Raw genomic sequence first — 14,196 nt, 5'->3', positions numbered from 1 at the left:
GCCGACGCAGCGCCCGCCGAGAAGGAAGAGGAGCCCGCCCAGGAAGAAAAAAAGGAAGAGCCCGCCCAGGAAGAAAAGAAGGAAGAGCCGGCCGAGTCTAAGCCTGCAGAGAAGAAGGAAGAGTCGAAGCCCGCAGCGGCATCTTCCTCCGAGGACGATCACGTTCCGTACGTGACGCCGCTGGTTCGCAAGCTCGCTAAAAAGCACAACATCGACCTCAATACTGTTGAAGGAACCGGTGTTGGCGGACGCGTCCGCAAACAGGATATCCTCGCCATCGTCAACGGCGAAGGCTCCACGGACTCTGCGGCTGCACCTGCCACTGCAGAGCAGCGCACGTCCACCAAGTCCGTAGACCCGGACAAGGCAGCACTGCGCGGTACGACGAAGAAAGTCAACCGCATCCGCGCTATCACCGCAGCAAAGACGCTCGAGGCTCTGCAGACCGCCGCACAGCTCACCCAGCTGCACGAGGTGGATATGACCCGGATCGCCGAACTCCGCTCCGCCAACAAGCAGGCGTTCCAGGAGAAGCACGGCGTGAAGCTCACCTACCTGCCGTTCTTTGCCAAGGCTATCGTCGAGGCGCTCGTTGCTCACCCGAACGTCAATGCGTCCTACAACGCAGAGACCAAGGAGATGACGTACCACGAGTCGGTGAACCTGGCCATCGCCGTGGACACCAAGCAGGGTCTTCTCACCCCGGTCATCCACGACGCTCAGGACAAGAGCCTGCCAGAGCTGGCCAAGGAAATCGTCGATATTGCTGATCGCGCCCGCAGCAGCAAGCTGAAGCCCAATGATCTCGCTGGTGCTACGTTCACCATCACGAACATTGGCTCCGAAGGTGCTCTGTCTGACACCCCGATCGTCGTTCCTCCGCAAGCCGCCATGGTCGGCACGGGTGCCATCACCAAGCGCCCCGTCGTTGTGACGGAAAACGGTGTCGACGCCATCGCGGTACGCCAGATGGTGTACCTGCCGATGACCTACGATCACCAGGTCGTTGATGGTGCCGATGCAGGCCGATTCATGACAACTGTTCGTGACCGCCTCGAAAACATCGACTTCGAGGCCGACCTGGAATTGTAATTCCACGGCAACACGAGATCCCCTTCCGGAATGACCGGAAGGGGATTTTTTATCCCCTAACACCCCCACAAACTACCCCATGTTAGGGGTAACATTCCACCTTTTTATGCGCTTGATATGTGGTTATTAAAGGTCACAACCAGTTCGATGTAGCACTATAACTACCAGTGAATATACCCAACGTGACTGCACTCACACTTCCCATTTTTTGTCCATCCCCGACACCTTTTACCACGTACAATCAATTAGGTAATAACAAATCGGGACCTTTAACCATTAGGAGGAAAACCCACTAATGACGAACCCCATCACCCCCCTGCCGTTTCATAATCGGCACATTGGGCCTGACGCTGATGACCAGAAGGAAATGCTCAAGGATCTGGGCTACGACAGCCTAGAGGAGCTCATGCAGGCTGCTATCCCCGGTGACATCATCGAAGACGAAGCAGTCACGAAGCTCATCGAACCACTGAGCGAGCACGAGGCACAGGAGCTGCTGCGCACCTACGCACGCCAGAACACCGTGCTCAAGTCCTTCTACGGACAGGGCTTCAACGACACGATCACGCCGCCGGTCATCCGCCGCAACGTGGTCGAGAACCCAGCCTGGTACACGGCATACACCCCCTACCAGGCTGAGATCTCCCAGGGTCGCCTGGAAGCACTGCTCAACTTCCAGACCCTGTTCAAGGATCTCAGTGGCCTTGACCTTGCCAACGCATCGCTACTCGACGAGGCAACCGCCGTCGCCGAGGCCGCAGCCCTCATGGTGCGCAGCGCCCGCAAGGCCAACAAGGTTGTCTTCGACGAGCGCCTGCACCGCCAGGATCTCACCGTCGCCATGGAGCGCGCCCGCGTCCTCGACTTCGACGTTGAAATCGCCGATGTCACCTCGGGTATCGCCGAGGACGGACTCGCCGGTGTCATCCTCGCCTACCCGGGCACGGAGGGCGATATCGTCGATCTCCGCCCCATCATCGAGCAGGTTCACTCCGTCGGTGGTTACGCAACAGTCGTTGCCGACCCACTGGCACTCATCCACCTCGAGTCCCCCGGTTCCCTCGGCGCGGACATCGCCGTTGGTTCCACGCAGCGCTTCGGCGTTCCGCTCTTCTTCGGTGGCCCGCACGCCGCCTACATGGCCGTCACGAACAAGCTTGTCCGCAAGATGCCTGGCCGCATCGTCGGCGTATCCAAGGATGCTGACGGCAACCCGGCCTACCGCCTCACCCTCCAGACCCGCGAGCAGCACATCCGCCGCGAGCGCGCCACCAGTAACATCTGTACTGCACAGGCACTGCTCGCAACGATGGCCTCGATGTACGCCGTGTGGCACGGACCTGCTGGACTGCGTCGCATCGCTGACCGGATCCACACCTACGCCTCCACGTTCGCAGCTAACATCCGCAAGGCTGGTGGCGATCTGAGCGTCCTTCACGACGACTTCTTCGACACCGTTACCGTGGGCGTATCCGGTCGCGCGAAGCAGATCGTCAAGGCAGCAGAGGAAGCCGGCTACCTCATCCGCCACATCGGCGATGACAAGGTATCTGTGGCCTTCGGTGAGTCTGCCAAGGACGAGGACATTACCGCCCTCCTCGAGGCATTCGGTGTCACCCGCGAGGTGGAAACCGAGTACGCCGAGTACCCAGAGTCGCTGCGCCGTACTGACGACCCGGTTCCGCACCCGATCTTCAGCTCGGTCCACTCCGAGACGCAGATGATGCGCTACACGCGTCGCCTCTCGGATCGCGACCTGGCTCTCGACCGCGCCATGATTCCGCTGGGTTCCTGCACCATGAAGCTCAACCCCGCAGCTGCCATGGAACCCATTACCTGGCCGAAGTTCGCAGGTCTGCACCCGTACGCACCGGCTGAGCAAACCAAGGGCTGGCGTGCCATGCTCGAGCAGCTAGAGAACTGGCTCGTCGATATCACCGGCTACGACAAGGTCTCCCTGCAGCCGAACTCCGGCGCTATGGGCGAGCTGTCCGGCCTCCTTGCAATCCGTCGTTACCACGTTGCCAACGGAGACCATGAGCGCGACATTTGCCTCATCCCCGCCTCCGCACACGGCACGAACGCGGCATCCGCAGCCCTTGCCGGCCTGCGCGTAGTCGTTATCGATTCCAACGAGGACGGCTCCATTTCCGTCGATGACCTCGACGCCAAGCTGGAGAAGTACAGCAACCACGTCGCCGCCATCATGATTACCTACCCGTCCACCCACGGCATTTACGAGCCGACGGTTCGCGAGGTGTGCAAGAAGGTTCACGACTACGGCGGCCAGGTCTACATCGACGGTGCCAACATGAACGCACAGTGTGGTTGGTCTCGCCCCGGCCAGTACGGCGGCGATGTCAGCCACCTGAACCTGCACAAGACCTTCGCTATCCCGCACGGTGGCGGCGGCCCTGGTGTTGGCCCAATTGCGGTTCGCGAACACCTCATTCCGTTCCTGCCGGCAGATCCGCTGGCAACGGATCCGCACTCGCCGGTTCCCGAGGGCCAAGGCATCCCCATGGTTGGTACCCTGTTCGGCTCCGCTGGTGTCACCCCGATTACATGGATGTACCTGGCAATGATGGGCTCTGAAGGCCTGAAGCGCGTCACTGCGGTCGCTGTCCTCAACGCCAACTATGTGGCAAAGGAACTGGACGATTCCTTCCCGGTCCTCTACCACGGCCCGAACGGCTTGGTCGGACACGAGACGATCTTCGATATCCGCCCGGTGGAGAAGCTCTCTGGCGTTTCCGCCACCGATGTGGCTAAGCGTCTCATGGACTTCGGCATTCACGCCCCGACTCTTGCCTTCCCGGTTCCCGGCACGCTCATGTTTGAGCCGACGGAGTCCGAGAGCAAGGAGGAGCTGGACCGCTTCATCGAAGCTATGCGCACGATCCGCGCTGAGATCCAGGATGTCATCGACGGCAAGATTGCCCTCGAAGATTCGGTTCTCACCAACAGCCCGTTCACCGCGGCTTCCGCTGCCGCCGACGAATGGAACTACAAGTTCACTCGTAAGGAAGCGGTCTTCCCGGTAGACGGTCTGCTCCGCGACAAGTACTACCCGTCAGTGCGTCGCATCGATGAGGCCTACGGCGATCGCCACCTCTTCTGCGAGTGCCCCTCGCCGGAGACCTTCTCAATCGAGGACTAGGTCCTCCTCCGGCCCCGGGGTGGTTTTCACCCCGGGGTTCCCCAACACGACTTCCCTCATCAGCTTTTCTCAATTAAAGGAGATTTTTGTGACTGAAACTCTGCACAGCCCCCTGCACTCCAAGCACGAGGAACTCGGCGCATCCTTCACCATGTTCGGTGCCTGGGAGATGCCCCTCAAGTACGGCAACGAGCTCGACGAGCACCGCGCTGTACGCGAAGCAGCAGGCCTGTTCGACCTGAGCCACATGGGCGAGATCATCGTCAGTGGCCCGGAGGCAACGGAGTACCTCAACTACGCTTTCATCGCTGACTACTCCAAGCTGGCCGTTGGTCGCGCAAAGTACAACCACATGGTGGAGAAAGACGGCCGGATCATCGACGACCTCATCATCTACCACGTCGAAGACGGTATCTTCTGGGTCGTCCCCAACGCCGGCAACGCCGAGACCGTATGGGACACCATGGTCGAGCGCAAGGGCGATTTCGATGTCACCCTCGAGAACAAGAACCGCGAGATCTCTAACATCGCCTGCCAGGGGCCGAACTCCGAGGCAGTGCTGAAGGAGGTCATCCCGGCTGAAGAGCACGAGAAGCTCGAGAACCTCAAGTACTACGCCGCCGAGTACCACACCGTGGCTGGCGAGAAGGTTCTGGTTGCCCGCACCGGCTACACCGGCGAGGACGGCTTCGAGCTCTACATCGAAAACGAGAAGGCACCGCAGCTGTGGGACGCACTTCTCAAGGCCGGCAAGGATCATGGCCTGCTCCCCTGCGGGCTTGCTGCTCGCGACTCGCTCCGCCTCGAGGCCGGCATGCCCCTCTACGGCCACGAGCTCACCCACGACCTGACCACCGTCGATGCCGGCATGCGCGGCATTACGGGCAAGGAGAAGGAAGGCGACTTCTACGGCAAGATCCTGCTGGACCTTCCGGTTTCCCCCAATAAGCTGACCAACATGGTCGGTGAGGGTCGCCGCGCCGCACGTGAGGGCGCTAAGCTCTTCGACCCCGAAGGCAACGAAGTTGGCTACGTCACCTCCGGCCAGCTCTCCCCCACGCTCGGCTACCCCATCGCGATGGGCTACGTGAAGCGTGAGGCAGCAGGCGAGGGCGCCAAGCTCGAGGCTGACATTCGTGGCAAGCGCTACCCCTACACTGTGGTGAAGGGCGCGTTCTACAAGCGCGACAAGTAAGAATCGGGCATAATAAGTGAGGACTATGTCGAGGCCTCACGCCCGTCACATTCACAAACGAAAGGTTTGAACATGGCTAATCTGCCCGAGAACTACTCCTACTCTGCTGAGCACGAGTGGATCGATGTCCCCGCAGCTGAGGCTGAGGGCAAGACTGTCAAGGTCGGTGTCACTGAGATCGCAACCGATGCCCTGGGCGAGATCGTCTACGTTGACCTCCCCTCTGTTGGCGACGAGGTAACTCACTCCGAGCCCTGTGGCGAGGTTGAGTCCACCAAGTCAGTGTCTGACATCTTCTCCCCTGTTTCCGGCACCATCACTGCCGTGAACGAGGCCCTGGAAGATGACCCGGCGCTCATCAACAACGATCCCTACGGTGAGGGCTGGATCTACGAGGTGCAGGTCTCCGAGGTTGGTCCGGTGAAGGACAAGGCCGGCTACGAGGCTGACAACGCCTAAGGCTCCACAAAAAATCCTCCCTCAGTTTCTGAGGGAGGATTTTTTGGCTTTTCGACGCTTTATACAAGCATGAAGGGAATCACAAGGATCTTGTAAATCAAGGCAATGGCGAAAGTCGCTGAGTAGCCGGACATGACGCGCGAGTCCGTCGTGTTCTGCATGGCGTACTGAAGAACTGCTGGCTGACCCAAAAGGCCTGCGACAGCACCATTGGAGCGTGTTGCCGAGCGCCCCATGAAAAATCCTGCTGCGAGCAGCGAGCCACAGGCAGCAAGGCACACGATAGCGGACAGCAGAATGAGCTTCAGACCTGTCATGCTGAACACTGCGGAAGCGAACGCTTCGCCCGAAGCCAGACCCACGGCGGCCAGGAAGAGCATGAGACCGTACTGGCGCAGCGTGAAGTTCGCGGTTGCGGGCAGTTTCCACGACAGCTTCCCTGTACGGCGCAGAGCGCCAAGAATCAAGCCGACGATGAGCGGACCACCAGCGGCTCCCATCTGGAACTCGTTGCCACCAGGCAGCGGGATCGGAACAATTGCCAGGGCGAAACCAGCGAAGAGACCAAGCGCGGTGGGCACCCAGTCAAGCTCCGCAGACACCTGCGCAGAGTTACCGAAGAACTCTTCCATGGCGTCGCGATCGATCGTTTCGTGCGCAACTTCGACACCATCGCCGGGGTCAAGTGCAGTTTCCGGGGTGGCGAGAATAATCTCGTCGCCACGGATGATGCGCAAAATCTGTGCCTTGCCGCTCTTGTAGATACCAAGCTCACCGATTTCCTTTCCGGTGATATCCGAGTTGGACACCGTGTACCGCTGTACGGTGACATGCGGGCTGCGGATGCGCTGGAGTGGCAGACGCTGCCCCAGGGTGTGCACGAGGTCAGCATGCGTTGCTTTGTTCGTCATGAAGTAGGCTTCATCGCCCTTCTTCAGCTGATAATCAACGCGACCAAAATGGAGTTTGCCATGGCGACGGATGGAGGCGAGGATGTAGTCGCCATCGACAGCCTCAGCCAGCTCATCCCGAGTCATAGGGTTGGTGACGCGGATGAGCACGCCTCGCAGGTCATCCGTTCCCTTTTCCAGCTGATCCTTCTTTGCCTTCCACTCTTTGTTGATGGTGATAAGGACGAGAATAATAGCCACGATAATGCCCGTCGGGTAGCCAAGAGAGTAACCCACGGCCGGATCCGACGACCCAGTCTGTGCCTGCGCCAGAGACAGCGACGGTGTCGAGGTCAAGGAGCCTGCGAAAGCACCGACGCTAAACTCGCGGCTCAGTCCCAGGAGCATTCCGGCGAACACAGCGACAACCGCACCGATCGTCACGGCCGCAACGGATGCAGCCATAAGGCCAAACTGAGCCTTGATGTCCTTAAAGAATTCCTCCCCTGCTTCCAAACCGATGAGATACACAAACAAACCCAGCCCCAGGTTCTGCAGCAGGGTGAGATCTGCGCTCTCTGGTACGACGAAGGCACCAATAACAAGGCCGAGGAACAAGGCGCCCGCGGCGCCGAATCTGATGGGCCCGAATTTTACGGTCCCAAACCACGCCCCCAATGCGATGACAAGGAAGACCGCAATGAGGGTGTTAGAACTAAGCAAGTCAACCATAGTATCTAAATTACCTAACTAACGGCCATCCACCACACCCGTGAAGCAAAAGCCCAGCTCCCCCGAGACAATGAAGCTGGGCGATGCAGTAAGATAGTCCCTATAAGTACAGCATGTGACTGGCCACAAAATGTTCCCGGTCACAGCGCTTCTTGTAGCAGGGAAGCGTCAACGGCTACGTAGCGTTGAAAGGTATTATGACAGCACCTCGTCCTCCCTTCACCCCCTCTGATCAACCCATCAGAAAGTCCTCTGATCCGATTGACGTGCGAACACTCGGCGAGCAGTCCTACAAACAAATGTGGGACGAACAAGCAAAACTCGCCCTCCAGCGCCACGATGAGGAAATCCCGGATACGATCCTCGTCCTCGAGCACCCCTCGGTGTATACGGCCGGCAAGCGGACTCAGCCAGAGGATCGCCCGACAATTTCCGATATCGAGACTGTTGACATCGACCGCGGCGGCCGCATCACGTGGCACGGCCCCGGCCAGCTGGTGTGTTACCCCATCATTAAGCTCGACGATCCCGTCGATGTTGTCGACTACGTGCGTCGCCTAGAAGAGGCGATCATCCAAACCGTCCGACACATGGGAATCCACGAAGCCGGACGAATCGACGGCCGGTCAGGTGTCTGGGTCCCCGCTTCAGATGGCAAGCCAGATCGCAAGCTTGCGGCTATCGGAATCCGCATCACCCGTGGCGTGACGATGCACGGAATTGCCGTCAACTGTGACAACACTCTGGAATACTACGACTACATCGTCCCCTGTGGGATTTCCGATGCAGGGGTGACCACGATGAGCGATGAACTGGGGCGCGATGTCACCGTGGAAGAAGTAACCGAACCGCTCGTCCACAATCTCATCGAAGCGTTCGAAGGGCGGCTGCAGGTGGCAGATCACACCTTCGGCTCCGCTCCCGACCCAACCAAGGGTCTCCCCCATCGTCGACACGCACACGACCACAAGTAGACAAGGAAAAACCATGGCTGAAAAGAGAATGCTGCGCGTTGAGCGCCGAAACTCAACCACACCGATCGAAAGCAAGCCGCGGTGGATCCGCACCCAAGTATCCACCGGCCCGGAGCTGCGGGACATGCGCGAACGCGTCGCCGGTGCCTCGCTGCACACGGTGTGCCAGGAAGCCGGCTGCCCCAACCTCCACGAGTGCTGGGAATCCCGCGAAGCGACCTTCCTTATCGGCGGATCACAGTGCTCCCGCAGGTGCGACTTCTGCCAGATCGCATCCGGCAAGCCCGATCCTCTTGACCGCGATGAACCACGTCGCGTCGCCGAGTCCGTCCGCGAGATGGGACTCAACTATGCCACCATCACCGGTGTCACCCGCGATGATCTTGACGACGAAGGAGCGTGGCTTTACGCCGAGGTCGTGCGCAAGATCCACGAACTGAACCCGCACACCGGCGTGGAAAACCTCACCCCTGACTTCTCGGGCAAGCCGGACCTCCTCCGCATCGTTTTCGAGGCACGGCCCGAGGTTTTCGCCCACAACGTGGAGACTGTACCGCGCATCTTCAAGCGCATCCGCCCGGCGTTCCGCTACGACCGCTCCCTTGATGTCATCCAGCAAGCGCACGACTTCGGTCTCGTCACCAAGTCCAACCTCATCCTCGGCATGGGCGAAACCCCAGAGGAGATCCGTGAGGCGCTCGACGACCTCCGTTCCGCGCACTGCGACATCATCACCATCACCCAATACCTCCGCCCCGGTCTGCGGTACCACCCGATCGACCGCTGGGTGAAGCCAGAAGAATTCGTCGAGCATGCCGAGTACGCCAAGGAAATTGGGTTTTCCGGTGTCATGTCCGGTCCTCTGGTCCGGTCCTCCTACCGCGCAGGTCGCCTGTACGCGCAGACCATTGCCGCACGCGGTGAGAAACTCCCCGAAAACCTCGCCCACCTGGCCGAAACCTCCCAAGGTTCCACTGCACAGGAGGCATCCACGCTGCTCAAGAAGTACGGGCCGAGCAAGGATACGCCCGTCGGTGTGAAGTAAGGCGGGCCCGCACTGTAAACTACTTCCGGCAGATAAAACGACGACGTAAAGGGTGGTACACATGGCAGATAGCAAGAAAGAACAAATAAAAGCTCAGGAGAAGGAAGCCAAGAAAGCCAAGCGCGAACAGCGCAAGCAGACCCGCAAGCAGGTATGGGAAGCCTTCAACATGCAGCGGAAGCAGGATAAGAAACTTATCCCGCTCATGCTGTCGGCTTTCCTCGGCCTCGGTATCCTCGGGTTCCTTATCGGCCTTGCTTTCTCCGCTCAGTGGTTCGGCCTCATCATCGGCCTCATGCTGGGCGCCATGCTCGCCATGTATATCTTCCCCAAGCGCATGGAGTCTAGCTTCTACGAACGCACCGCAGATCAGCCTGGTGCCGCCGCGTGGGTGGTTGAAAACCTCAAGGACGGCCCCGGTATGCAGTGGCGCTCTAAGACTGCAGTTGCTGCCAACACGCACATGGATGTCGTGCACCGTGTCGTCGGTGCCCCAGGCATCATCCTCGTCGGAGAGGGCGAGCCGCACCGCCTCAAGCCGCTCATGGAGCAGCAGAAGAAGCGTCTTAACCGGATCGCCAAGAAGATCCCCGTGTACGAGTTCATCGTTGGCGACGGCGAAGGCCAGGTGCCGCTGAAGAAGCTGCAGCGTGAGATTATGAAGCTTCCGCGCAATTACAAGAAGAACGCGGTCCCCGGCATGGCCGCTCGCGTGGAGTCCATGGATGCCCAGTCCGGCCCCGGCGCCGGTCTCCCCAAGGGGCCACTACCCAAGGGGGCCAAGATGTCTGGCATGAACCGGCGCGCCCGCAGGCACGCAAACCGCTCCAAGTAATCCCCTCTGTCTGCACCACCATCCCCCTCGCCCACGCGGGCGAGGGTTCTTTTTTGCCCCATTTCGGGGGCACTTATAGATAATGTGGGGCAAATTTGGTGGTGTTAATGTATGGAGTTTTTCGTGGACAACCCCCTATTTACCCTCGTGGTAATCATGGCTGTTGGTCTTATCATCGGGAAAATTAACTTCTTTGGCATCAAACTGGGCGTGGCGGCCGTCCTCTTCGTCGGCCTTGGCTTCGCTACACTCGCCCCCGATATCGAGCTCCCACCACTGCTCTACAACATGGGTCTGACGCTTTTCGTGTACACGATCGGCCTTGAGTTCGGCCCCGGATTCTTCCACACCCTGCGAACGACGGGCTGGAAACTGAACCTCTACCTCGTCATTCTTCTCCTCCTCGCCACGGTGGCAACCGTTGGAGGAGCGCTACTACTCGGCTTCGGACCCGATACGGCGGGTGGCATCTTCACCGGCGCACTCGTGAACACACCCGCGCTAGCCGCAGTGGTGGAATCCATTAACAGCTCGGGGATCGGCAATGCGCAGGTCCCGGTCGTGACCTATTCCCTGACCTACCCGATAGGCGTGCTCGGAGTCATCATCGTGCTCGCCATCTTCCAGAGAGTGTTCCGGGTGGATTACGAAAAGGAAGCAGACGAGGCAGGGTTGACTCCCCACGAGCTTGAGCACTGGCAGATCGAGGTGGAAGTCAATAACCTCCCACCCGTGGATGATATTCCCGAAATCTTCGATCTGGGGATCATCATCACCCGCATTCGTCGCGGCAAGAAGGAAATACTCGCCGGAACCGGAGACCGCCCGAAGATCGGCGATATCCTCACTATTGCCGGATCTCCGGAGGATCTGAAGAAGTCAGAGCGCCTCATCGGTTCCTTTGTCAGTTCCCGTCCAGACCGCAACAAGGGCTTAGACTACGACCGGCTCGTAGTCACAGACGAATCCACTGTCGGGTACCCCCTGGCGGAACTCAAACCTAAGCTGCCCGGTGTCCTCATCTCGCGCGTCAAGCACGGCGACGACGATCAGGTTGCGCGCCCGGATATGATTCTGCACCTGGGTGATCGCATCCGAATCGTGTCGACACCAGAAAATCGTGAGAAGGCGCGCCGGTTCTTCGGAGATTCCTACACCCAAGCGGCGACCCTCGAAATGCTTCCCCTCCTCAGCGGGCTGCTTCTCGGCCTGCTCCTCGGCATGATCGCTATTCCGCTTCCAGGTGGTGTCTCTCTCAAGCTAGGCTCTGCGGGTGGCCCACTGGTTATGGGCGTCATCCTCGGATCCCTGTCCCGCACGCGACACTTCGTGTGGCATCTACCGTATGCCGCTGGCCGAATTCTCAAGGAGTTTGGTCTCACACTGTTTCTCGCCGGCATTGGCACGACAGCCGGAGCTGGCTTCGCTTCCGCACTCCACGATCCAACGTCCCTCCAGGTTATTGGCTTCGGTGCCATCATTACCATGGGGCTTGCTACGACGGCGGTGGTCGTCGGCCACAAGGTGCTCAAAATACCGTACGGAACGCTCACCGGTTTCATCGCCGCGCTCCATACGCACCCTGCTCTTCTCAGCTACGCATCCGACCAGGCTAGAAATGATATGCCCGGGGCGGGGTACGCCATGGTCTATCCGATGGCGATGATCACCAAGATCATCTGCGCGCAGGCTCTGTTCTTCCTGCTGGTGTGATTAACCGCGAATAACGGCCGTGCCTGTGGCACGGTCGTGGAGACCGCGACCATCGGCGTCGGTAAGAATCGGGGGAAGAATAAAGACCGTGAGAAGCGTGCGTGCCAGGCACCGAAGGAACCCGACGCGCTGCCCCGGCCTATCGATACAGGCGATGCCCATGCCCAAGGCTGCCTGCCCCGGGGTGCGCGCAAACAGCGTGGCAGAAACCACAGAGATAACCGCCCACACAAGGAGTTGGACCGTCGCCTGGCCTCCCAACGCGTGGGTGAAGTGGGTGATGACCGACGCAACAATGGCAGCGATGATCCAGTCGATGAGCAAGCCCCCGATCCGTCGCATCATGGAAGCAAGCGAGCCGGGGCCAGATTCCGCCAAACCGATTTGCTCCCCCGGCCACCGATTCGGCCGCGAGGGGTCCTCATTTTGAGCAGGAATCTGTGGGCCGTTGAGCCAGCTGGAATTCTTGTCGCGCATGCCGATAACCTTACCCGGCAGTTCAGATGTATTAGCGCGGAGGCATGAAGTAGACTCTAAACATCTGTAAGCGACACGCGCGAGGAGAAATAATGACCTTCAAAAATGTGGAGGAGATTCAGAAATTCATCAAGGACGAGGAAGTGGAATTCATTGATATTCGCTTCACAGATGTCCCCGGAATCGAGCACCACTTTTCCATTCCGGCCTCTGAATTCGATGAGGGTGCGGTAGAAGAGGGCCTCGCCTTTGATGGCTCCTCCATCCGCGGATTCACTACCATCGACGAATCCGACATGACGCTTCTTCCAGACCTCTCCACCGCAGTTTTGGATCCTTTCCGTCGGGCGAAGACCCTCAACATCAAGTTCTTCGTCCACGACCCGTTCACCCGCGAGCCGTTCAGCCGCGACCCCCGCAACGTCGCCCGCAAGGCCGAGGAGTACCTGGCTTCCACCGGGATCGCCGATGTGTGCCAGTTCGGCGCGGAGGCCGAGTTCTACATCTTTGACTCGGTGCGCTACTCGACGGACACCAACCAGGGCTTCTTCCACGTTGACTCCGACGAGGGCTGGTGGAACCGCGACAAGGAAATCGACCTGGACGGCTCCTACAACCTGGGCAACAAGACCCCGATCAAGGGTGGCTACTTCCCCGTCGCCCCTGCTGACACCCTCGTTGACCTGCGCGACGATATGACCCGGAATCTCCAGAAGGCCGGCTTCCACATCGAGCGTTTCCACCACGAGGTGGGCACCGGCTCGCAGCATGAGATCAACTACCGCTTCAACACGCTGCTGCACGCCGCCGACGACCTGCAAACATTCAAGTACATCATCAAGAACACGGCAATCGAAGCCGGCAAGTCCGTCACCTTCATGCCGAAGCCGCTTACTGGTGACAATGGTTCCGGCATGCACGCCCACCAGTCTCTGTGGAAGGACGGCGAGCCGCTGTTCTACGACGAGTCTGGCTACGGCGGACTGTCCGACATGGCCCGCTACTACATCGGTGGCATCCTCCACCATGCACCGGCCGTACTCGCATTCACGAACCCAACGCTGAACTCCTACCACCGTCTCGTTCCGGGCTTTGAGGCCCCGATCAACCTCGTGTACTCGCAGCGCAACCGTTCCGCAGCGATTCGTATCCCGATCACGGGCTCGAACCCGAAGGCAAAGCGCATCGAGTTCCGTGCGCCGGATCCGTCGGGCAACCCGTACCTCGGTTTCGCCGCCATGATGATGGCTGGTATCGACGGCATCAAGAACCGCATCGAGCCACATGCCCCGGTGGACAAGGACCTGTACGAGCTCCCGCCGGAGGAGGCCCAGTCCATCCCGCAGGCTCCCGCGTCTCTCGAAGAGGCTCTCAAGGCTCTCGCCGAGGATTCCGAGTTCCTCACCGAGGGTGATGTCTTCACTGAGGACCTCATCGACACGTACGTGAAGTTCAAGGTCGATAACGAGATCACCCCGGCACGTCTCCGCCCGACCCCGCTCGAGTTCGAGATGTACTACAACTGCTAGTCACTCACCTCGCCCCAGGCTCCAAGAGCCTGGGGTTTTTGCTTTTCGACGTGCGAAGGGAACCCCCCTGCTGAGGGGGTTGTATTTCGAGCAGT

At 59.6% G+C, this 14,196-nt stretch carries 11 protein-coding genes; 9 read left to right on the top strand and 2 right to left on the bottom strand.

Annotated elements, in window-relative coordinates:
• The 4 genes from sucB to gcvH form a co-directional block, all read left to right on the top strand.
• Positions 1 to 1,092: 2-oxoglutarate dehydrogenase, E2 component, dihydrolipoamide succinyltransferase (sucB, locus tag HMPREF3044_RS06605; protein WP_070740214.1), on the top strand; the 1,092-nt coding region annotated here is incomplete at its 5' end.
• 295 nt (positions 1,093 to 1,387) lie between these two features.
• Positions 1,388 to 4,252: an aminomethyl-transferring glycine dehydrogenase gene (gene gcvP, locus HMPREF3044_RS06600; protein ID WP_070740211.1), complete on the top strand. Its 2,865-nt coding sequence runs from the start codon at positions 1,388 to 1,390 to the stop codon at positions 4,250 to 4,252.
• Between the two features lie 88 nt (positions 4,253 to 4,340).
• Positions 4,341 to 5,447: a glycine cleavage system aminomethyltransferase GcvT gene (gcvT, locus tag HMPREF3044_RS06595; protein ID WP_034989456.1), complete on the top strand. Its 1,107-nt coding sequence runs from the start codon at positions 4,341 to 4,343 to the stop codon at positions 5,445 to 5,447.
• A gap of 72 nt (positions 5,448 to 5,519) precedes the next feature.
• Complete coding sequence (gene gcvH, locus HMPREF3044_RS06590) at positions 5,520 to 5,906, top strand: glycine cleavage system protein GcvH (RefSeq protein ID WP_005389401.1); 387 nt, start codon at positions 5,520 to 5,522, stop codon at positions 5,904 to 5,906.
• Between the two features lie 59 nt (positions 5,907 to 5,965).
• On the opposite strand, the gene HMPREF3044_RS06585 is transcribed toward gcvH, so the two are convergent.
• Positions 5,966 to 7,528, bottom strand: a complete 1,563-nt coding sequence (locus HMPREF3044_RS06585) for an aspartate-alanine antiporter-like transporter (protein ID WP_005389399.1) — start codon at positions 7,526 to 7,528, stop codon at positions 5,966 to 5,968.
• A 197-nt stretch (positions 7,529 to 7,725) separates the two neighbouring features.
• Between HMPREF3044_RS06585 and lipB the strand changes: the two genes are divergently transcribed.
• The 4 genes from lipB (at position 7,726) to HMPREF3044_RS06565 (ending at position 12,095) form a co-directional block, all read left to right on the top strand.
• A complete protein-coding gene (lipB, locus tag HMPREF3044_RS06580; RefSeq protein ID WP_070740207.1) occupies positions 7,726 to 8,502 on the top strand; it encodes a lipoyl(octanoyl) transferase LipB in 777 nt (258 codons plus the stop codon).
• A 13-nt stretch (positions 8,503 to 8,515) separates the two neighbouring features.
• Positions 8,516 to 9,547: a lipoyl synthase gene (locus HMPREF3044_RS06575; RefSeq protein ID WP_070740204.1), complete on the top strand. Its 1,032-nt coding sequence runs from the start codon at positions 8,516 to 8,518 to the stop codon at positions 9,545 to 9,547.
• A 61-nt stretch (positions 9,548 to 9,608) separates the two neighbouring features.
• On the top strand, positions 9,609 to 10,382 hold the full coding sequence (locus tag HMPREF3044_RS06570) for a DUF4191 domain-containing protein (protein WP_005389396.1): 774 nt from the start codon (positions 9,609 to 9,611) through the stop codon (positions 10,380 to 10,382).
• 111 nt (positions 10,383 to 10,493) lie between these two features.
• Positions 10,494 to 12,095 carry an aspartate:alanine exchanger family transporter gene (locus HMPREF3044_RS06565; RefSeq protein ID WP_070740201.1) on the top strand — a complete coding sequence of 534 codons (1,602 nt, stop codon included), beginning with the start codon at positions 10,494 to 10,496 and terminating at the stop codon, positions 12,093 to 12,095.
• Here HMPREF3044_RS06565 and HMPREF3044_RS06560 read toward each other — a convergent pair whose 3' ends face one another.
• Positions 12,096 to 12,572, bottom strand: coding sequence for an RDD family protein (locus HMPREF3044_RS06560; RefSeq protein ID WP_070740198.1), 477 nt, complete (start codon positions 12,570 to 12,572; stop codon positions 12,096 to 12,098). It lies immediately after the preceding gene.
• Between the two features lie 92 nt (positions 12,573 to 12,664).
• On the opposite strand from HMPREF3044_RS06560, the gene glnA reads away from it, so the two are divergent.
• Positions 12,665 to 14,101, top strand: coding sequence for a type I glutamate--ammonia ligase (glnA, locus tag HMPREF3044_RS06555; RefSeq protein ID WP_070740196.1), 1,437 nt, complete (start codon positions 12,665 to 12,667; stop codon positions 14,099 to 14,101).
• The last annotated feature ends 95 nt before the right edge of the window (positions 14,102 to 14,196 follow it).

Origin of the sequence: Corynebacterium sp. HMSC073D01, from assembly GCF_001815555.1 — a bacterium.
GTDB lineage: Bacteria > Actinomycetota > Actinomycetes > Mycobacteriales > Mycobacteriaceae > Corynebacterium > Corynebacterium glucuronolyticum.
This window is presented reverse-complemented; position numbering and strand designations above follow the sequence as displayed.